Below are 3,236 nucleotides of genomic sequence, written 5' to 3'. Positions count from 1 at the left end.
CCGGATCACGTTCATCGCGAACCGCCGCCAGACGGGCGACAAGGCGGAGTACGACGAGAAGGAGACCGAGCAGCGCGGCATGAACCCGGTGCCCGGCTCGGCCGACGTGATCTTCCTGGAGATCGACATCGTCGACCCGTCTGCGTTCAGCCACGTGCTGTGCGTGCGCGGGGTCGAGGTCGAAGGTCACCGCGTGCTGCGGGCCTCCGCACCGGCCGCGCCGAACGCCATCGCGGCGATCCTGCTGGCGTTGCGCGACTCCACCGGCGTCATCCCGCACGCACACTTCGAGTGGTCGGAGGGGAACCCGCTCGGGCACCTCTTCCGCTACCTGATCCTCGGGCGCGGGGATACGCCTCCGGTAGTACGGGAGATCATCCGCTCGGCTGAGGAGGATCCTTCCCGGCGCCCACGCGTGCACGTGGGCTAGCTGGGAGACTTCCCCCTGCACGTCCTGTGTCAGGGGGAAGGACGCTCCACATGTTTCGTCATCTATCAATCTTGTTGGCAGCACTGGGGATTCTCGTCGGCGGGGTCTCGCCCGCGGTCGCCGCGACCGGATCCCGCCCGGTGCGTTCCTGCGCCGATCTCGTGCGCTCGTTCGACGTCCCGGACGCGCGGACCCGCGTGGCGTCGGCGACCGTCGTCGCCGGTGAGCCGGAGTTCTGCGACGTGCGCGGGACGATCGAGCCGGGCATCGGGTTCCAGCTGAAGCTGCCGACCCGCGGCTACCAGGGCCGGTACCTCCAGTACGGGTGCGGCGGGTTCTGCGGGATCATCGACGACCCCGCGTTCCCGTCGGGGTGCGGGCCCGCGTTCGGCACCGCCGCGGTGGCGGCGACCGACGACGGCCACGGGGTCACGCCACCGGGCAACGGGTTCGACACCACGTGGGCCGCTCACGACCAGAAGGCCCGCGACGACTACTTCTTCCGGGCGCCGCACGCGTTGTCGAAGGTGTCCAAGCACATCATCTCGGTGTTCTACGGCAGGGCACCCGCGCACTCGTACTTCAGCGGGTGCTCCAACGGCGGCCGCGAGGGGCTGCTGCTGGCGCAGCGGTACCCGCACGACTTCGACGGCATCATCGCCGGAGCGCCGGGCAACTACTACTCCGCGCTGATCGGGTACCAGGCGTGGATCGCGCGCAACACCATCCCGAACGAGAAGATCTTCCTGTTGCACGACGCGGTGATGGCCGCGTGCGACGGGCTGGACGGGTTGGCGGACGGGCAGATCGACGACCCGCGGCTGTGCTCGTTCGACCCGGGCACGCTCGCGCCGCGGCTGACTCCCGACGAGATCGACCGCGTCCGCCGGCTGTACGCGGGGCCGTCCGACCGCGGTGCGCGGCTCTACCCCGGCGGGCAGGCCTACGGGTCGGAGCTCGCGTGGACGTTCTGGCTCAACGCGACGCCGGAGTTCGGCCAGGCCATCTCGGCCGGGCTCGCCGACAACGCGCTGAAGAACCTCGTGTACCCGATCGGGACGCCCGGTTCGTCGCTGGAGACGTTCGAGTTCACCGTCCGCGAGCTGCGGCGCGTGAGCGTCGAGACCGTGAAGGCCAACTCGCTGTCGCTGGACTTCCGCGAGTTCCGCAAGGCGGGCGGGAAGCTGGTCATCTGGCACGGCGCCGGCGACCAGGGACTTCCGTTCGAGGGAACGCTGGACTACTGGCAGCGGCTGACCGGCGGCCGCACCCCGGACTGGGCGCGGCTGTTCGTCGTGCCGTCGATGTGGCACTGCGCCGGCGGCGACACCCTGACGGACTTCGACCCGCTTCCCGGGCTCGTGTCGTGGGTCGAGGGCGGTCGCGCACCGGAACGCGTCGTGGCCGTCGGGCGGGACCAGACGGGTGCGGTTGTGCGCACTCGGCCGGTGTTCCCGTACCCGTTGCGGGCTCGGTACACCGGTTCCGGGTCGGTCGACGACGCGGCGAACTTCGTCGCCGCGCCGGGGTTCCGCTTCGAGGACCGGATCCGGTGGGCCGGTGAGGACCTCTACCACCGGCCCGGACCTGTGGCTCCCTAGCGGAACTTCTGGATGGCGGCGGCGATGGCCCTGTCCATGCTGTTGCCCTCCATGATGACGTGGCCGGCGTCGTTCAGGATGACCAGTTCGGCGTCCGGCCACCTCTTCGCGACCTCCCACGCCGTGTGGAGGGGGCCGCCGAAGTCGTTGCGGCCGTGAATGAGGACACCCGGGATGCCCTCGAGCCTGTCGAGGTTGTCGAAGATGTGGTCCGGTTCGAGGAAGGCCTCGTTGCCCCAGTAGTGGGTCACCACGCGGGCCAGCTGATAGCGGGTGGTCGGGTCCTCGTACCGGGTGCCCTCGAAGTCGTTGTCACCGCCGGTGATGGTGGAGAGGTCCCACTTGCTCCAGTCCCAGGCCGCCTTCTCCCTGGTTGCCGCGTCCGGTGAGTTGAGGAGCTTGTTGTAGGCGCGGGCCAGGTTGCCGTCCCTGTCCTCCTCCGGGACGCCGTTCCTGAACGCGTCGAAGTAGTCCGGGTAGAAGATCGCCAGGCCCCTGGTGATCCAGGCGTGCTCCTCCGGGCGGGAGGTGGTCACCGCCGGGATGATGATCTCGCTGACCCTGGTCGGGTGCTGGATGGCGTAGGCCAGGACCAGGGTGGAGCCCCAGGAGCCGCCGAGCAGCAGCCACTTGTCCACGCCGAGGTGTTCGCGGAGTTTCTCGGCGTCGTCAATCAGGTGCTGGGTGGTGTTGTGGTCCATGTTCGTGGACGGGTCACTTGCCGGTGGGGTGCTCTTTCCTGAGCCCCGTTGGTCCCAGAGGATCAGGTTCCAGTGGGCTGGGTCGAAGTCCTGGCGCCATCTCGGGTTCAGGCCGGAGCCTGGGCCGCCGTGGAAGACGATCGCCGGTTTGCCCGTCGGGGTGCCGCTGGCTTCCCAGTGGATTCGCTGGTTGTCGCCTACTTCTAGCATGCCCTGGGCGTAGGGCTCCACCTGTTCGTACATGGGGGTGGAGAGTAGGTGCGTGGGCGGGTTTTGGCGTGTCAGTTTCTGTTTACTGCTCGGGGCTCCGCCCCGGACCCCGCCAGCTGATCAAAGACCGGGCCGGCGCCGTTCGTGGGTTGATGGCACGCCTGTTTCGTTGGGCGGCTTGCTGTTGCGTGGGTGGTGCGGTTCGGGTGGGGTGGCCCCGTCTCGAGCCGGGGCAGAGCGAGCCACACGTGAGGAGGGGTGTCAACTCGACGAAAAGCGTGTCGAGTTGACACC

2 protein-coding genes and 1 pseudogene are annotated in these 3,236 nt (G+C 68.9%); 2 read left to right on the top strand and 1 reads right to left on the bottom strand.

Annotated features, from left to right (window positions below; all coding sequences use genetic code 11):
- Positions 1-430: pseudogene (locus VF330_RS10420) on the top strand (amino acid transporter); the annotation flags it as partial.
- 71 nt (positions 431-501) lie between these two features.
- Positions 502-2,031, top strand: coding sequence for a tannase/feruloyl esterase family alpha/beta hydrolase (locus VF330_RS10415; protein WP_330851322.1), 1,530 nt, complete (start codon positions 502-504; stop codon positions 2,029-2,031).
- Here the strand turns inward: VF330_RS10415 and pip are convergent.
- Complete coding sequence (pip, locus tag VF330_RS10410; RefSeq protein ID WP_330851321.1) at positions 2,028-2,975, bottom strand: prolyl aminopeptidase; 948 nt, start codon at positions 2,973-2,975, stop codon at positions 2,028-2,030. The genes VF330_RS10415 and pip overlap by 4 nt on opposite strands.
- Positions 2,976-3,236: the final 261 nt, after the last annotated feature.

Source organism: Lentzea sp. (genome assembly GCF_036380075.1).
In the GTDB taxonomy this organism is placed as follows: domain Bacteria; phylum Actinomycetota; class Actinomycetes; order Mycobacteriales; family Pseudonocardiaceae; genus Lentzea.
The sequence above is the reverse complement of the archived record's forward strand: the minus strand, read 5'-3'. Positions and strand labels throughout refer to the sequence as shown.